The organism is Paenarthrobacter sp. CAP02 (genome assembly GCF_040137855.1).
Lineage (GTDB): Bacteria > Actinomycetota > Actinomycetes > Actinomycetales > Micrococcaceae > Arthrobacter.
Genome location: NZ_JBEEII010000021.1, coordinates 1 through 3,424 on the forward strand (window position 1 = coordinate 1; position 3,424 = coordinate 3,424).

At 55.8% G+C, this 3,424-nt stretch carries 2 rRNA genes; both read right to left on the minus strand.

Features of this window, described 5'->3' with window-relative positions:
* Nucleotides 1-9: 9 nt before the first annotated feature.
* Nucleotides 10-126, minus strand: a 5S ribosomal RNA gene (gene rrf / locus ABHM97_RS21415).
* 146 nt (nt 127-272) lie between these two features.
* Nucleotides 273-3,419: ribosomal RNA gene (locus tag ABHM97_RS21420) — 23S ribosomal RNA — on the minus strand.
* Between the last annotated feature and the right edge of the window lie 5 nt (nt 3,420-3,424).

Here is a 3,424-nt window from a genome sequence, read left to right on the forward strand (position 1 = left end):
TTAATGGTTGTCCGGCGGTGTCCTACTCTCCCACACCCTCCCGGGTGCAGTACCATCGGCGCTGTGGGTCTTAGCTTCCGGGTTCGGAATGGGACCGGGCGTTTCCCCCACGCTATGACCGCCGTAACCTTGTTACCCGTCCCGACCCCCGTGGGGGGGTGGGTGGGAAGACTGTGGTTACAACTGTGGTGCTTGGTTGTTATTTTGTTGTGGTTTTGTTCCCGGGGTTGTTGGTTGGGAACCACATAGTGGACGCGTGCAGTGTGTTGTGTGTGGTGTAAGTTGTTGGCCTATTAGTACCGGTCAGCTTCACGAGTCTTTAGTCCTCGCTTCCACATCCGGCCTATCAACCCAGTGGTCTGGCTGGGGGCCTCTCACACATAAATGTGTATGGAAATCTCATCTTGAAGCGAGCTTCCCGCTTAGATGCTTTCAGCGGTTATCCCATCCGAACGTAGCTAATCAGCGATGCACTTGGCAGTACAACTGACACACCAGAGGTTCGTCCGTCCCGGTCCTCTCGTACTAAGGACAGCCCTTCTCAAATTTCCTGCGCGCGCAGCGGATAGGGACCGAACTGTCTCACGACGTTCTAAACCCAGCTCGCGTACCGCTTTAATGGGCGAACAGCCCAACCCTTGGGACCTACTCCAGCCCCAGGATGCGACGAGCCGACATCGAGGTGCCAAACCATGCCGTCGATATGGACTCTTGGGCAAGATCAGCCTGTTATCCCCGAGGTACCTTTTATCCGTTGAGCGACGGCCATTCCACAATGTACCGCCGGATCACTAGTCCCGACTTTCGTCCCTGCTTGAGATGTCTCTCTCACAGTCAAGCTCCCTTGTGCACTTACACTCGACACCTGATTGCCAACCAGGCTGAGGGAACCTTTGGGCGCCTCCGTTACTTTTTAGGAGGCAACCGCCCCAGTTAAACTACCCATCAGGCACTGTCCCTGACCCGGATCACGGGCCGAAGTTAGATGTCCAAAGTGACCAGAGTGGTATTTCAACGATGACTCCACCCGAACTGGCGTCCGGGTTTCAACGTCTCCCACCTATCCTACACAAGCCACTCCGAACACCAATACCAAACTATAGTAAAGGTCTCGGGGTCTTTCCGTCCTGCTGCGCGTAACGAGCATCTTTACTCGTACTGCAATTTCGCCGAGTTTATGGTTGAGACAGCGGGGAAGTCGTTACTCCATTCGTGCAGGTCGGAACTTACCCGACAAGGAATTTCGCTACCTTAGGATGGTTATAGTTACCACCGCCGTTTACTGGGGCTTAAATTCTCAGCTTCGCCCACGAGTGGGCTAACCGGTCCTCTTAACCTTCCAGCACCGGGCAGGAGTCAGTCCGTATACATCGTCTTGCGACTTCGCACGGACCTGTGTTTTTAGTAAACAGTCGCTTCCCCCTGGTCTCTGCGGCCCACACCCGCTCACGGAGAGCAAGTCTCCATCACGGGGCAGGCCCCCCTTCTCCCGAAGTTACGGGGGCATTTTGCCGAGTTCCTTAACCATAATTCTCTCGATCGCCTTGGTATTCTCTACCTGATCACCTGTGTCGGTTTGGGGTACGGGCGGCTAAAACCTCGCGTCGATGCTTTTCTTGGCAGCATAGGATCACCGGATCCCCCCTTACGGGAGTCCCATCAGATCTCAGGATCGTGCTCGAAACACACAGGAACGGATTTGCCTATCCCTGACCCTACATCCTTAGACCGGGGCAACCATCGCCCGGCCCGGCTACCTTCCTGCGTCACACCTGTTAATACGCTTACCTCCCGGGATCAGGTCCCGCGCTCGGCCAAAACCCGGCACACCACAAGGGTGTACGGGCAGGCTCCGGGCGGTTAGTATCCCCCGCTTGGCATGGGCGGTTTTTCGCCGGTACGGGAATATCAACCCGTTGTCCATCGACTACGCCTGTCGGCCTCGCCTTAGGTCCCGACTTACCCAGGGCAGATTAGCTTGACCCTGGAACCCTTGATCATTCGGCGGACGGGTTTCTCACCCGTCTTTCGCTACTCATGCCTGCATTCTCACTCGTGTAGGCTCCACCGCTGGTTTCCACCGCGACTTCACTGCCCACACGACGCTCCCCTACCACTCCACACCCCTGAACCACGAAGGCTAGGGTACTGTGTGAAATCCACAACTTCGGCGGTGTACTTGAGCCCCGCTACATTGTCGGCGCGGAATCACTTGACCAGTGAGCTATTACGCACTCTTTCAAGGATGGCTGCTTCTAAGCCAACCTCCTGGTTGTCTTCGCAACTCCACATCCTTTCCCACTTAGCACACGCTTAGGGGCCTTAGTTGGTGGTCTGGGCTGTTTCCCTCTCGACTATGAAGCTTATCCCCCACAGTCTCACTGCTGCGCTCTGACTTACCGGCATTCGGAGTTTGGCTGACGTCAGTAACCTTGTAGGGCCCATCGGCCATCCAGTAGCTCTACCTCCGGCAAGAAACACGCAACGCTGCACCTAAATGCATTTCGGGGAGAACCAGCTATCACGGAGTTTGATTGGCCTTTCACCCCTACCCACAGCTCATCCCCTCCATTTTCAACTGAAGTGGGTTCGGTCCTCCACGACGTCTTACCGTCGCTTCAACCTGGCCATGGGTAGATCACTCCGCTTCGGGTCTAGATCACGCCACTACACTCGCCCTGTTCAGACTCGCTTTCGCTACGGCTACCCCACACGGGTTAACCTCGCGACGTAACACTAACTCGCAGGCTCATTCTTCAAAAGGCACGCCGTCACAACTACAAGGCTGCTCCGACGGATTGTAAGCACACGGTTTCAGGTACTGTTTCACTCCCCTCCCGGGGTACTTTTCACCTTTCCCTCACGGTACTGGTCCGCTATCGGTCATTAGGAAGTATTTAGGCTTATCAGGTGGTCCTGACAGATTCGCACGGGATTTCTCGGGCCCCGTGCTACTTGGGATACTCTCCAGGCGGCACAAAACATTACGGTTACGGGGCTCACACCCTCTCTGGCCGGCCTTTCAAGACCGTTCACCTATGCCTGCACATCACACCTCACCGGTCCGGCAGAACCAGCACGGAAAGTCCCACAACCCCGCCCATGCAACGCCCGCCGGCTATCACACATGGAACGGTTTAGCCTGATCCGCGTTCGCTCGCCACTACTAACGGAATCACTCTTGTTTTCTCTTCCTGCGGGTACTGAGATGTTTCACTTCCCCGCGTTCCCCCCACGCACCCTATGTGTTCAGATGCGGGTCACACAATCACCATGACAGCGTTGTGCGGGGTTTCCCCATTCGGACATCCTGGGATCAACGCTCGGTTATCAACTCCCCCAGGCTTATCGCAGATTCCTACGTCCTTCTTCGGCTCCTAATGCCAAGGCATCCACCGTGTGCCCTTAAAAACTTGACCACACA